Source organism: Neisseria sp. P0009.S007 (assembly GCF_051962515.1).
Window position 1 is genome coordinate 1 of the sequence record NZ_JBQCVF010000928.1, and the last position, 396, is coordinate 396.

The following is a 396-nucleotide window of genomic DNA, read 5'->3' on the forward strand; positions in this document are numbered from 1 at the left end:
GCCCAGTAGTTTTGTAATTTGAAAATAATTTGTTGGAAGGTGAGCATGGTGGATGGAATAGGTTGGAATAAAGAGGGTATTTTACTGTTTTGAGCCTGTTTTGGATAGGCTGAAGGAAGTGGCGCAGTTTATTTGCCGTCCAACAGGTCTGAAAAGGGGTCGTCTTCCGAAGAAACAGTGTATTTTTCTTGCGCCCATTCGCCTAAATCAATGAGTTTGCACCGTTTGCTGCAGAAAGGACGGTAGGGGCTGTCGGTGTTCCAAACGACTTCTTTGTGGCAGGTTGGACATTTTACAACAGGAGCGGTCATGCAGTTTCTTTCAGAGTTTGTGCAATGGATTGATAGTATTGATGCAAGCGGGCAACCTTGATTTTTGCTTCTTCCAAGCTATGGG

The 396-nt window shown here is 44.4% G+C and carries 1 protein-coding gene; it reads right to left on the reverse strand.

The genetic code is table 11. The features are described 5' to 3' along the window. Positions 1-128: 128 nt before the first annotated feature. A complete protein-coding gene (gene yacG / locus ACTHS3_RS17155; protein ID WP_003682475.1) occupies positions 129-311 on the reverse strand; it encodes a DNA gyrase inhibitor YacG in 183 nt (60 codons plus the stop codon). Positions 312-396: the final 85 nt, after the last annotated feature.

Bases quoted from the DNA above. Each gene is read 5' to 3' on its own strand.
- yacG (WP_003682475.1), bottom strand. From the start codon at position 311: ATGACCGCTCCTGTTGTAAAATGTCCAACCTGCCACAAAGAAGTCGTT.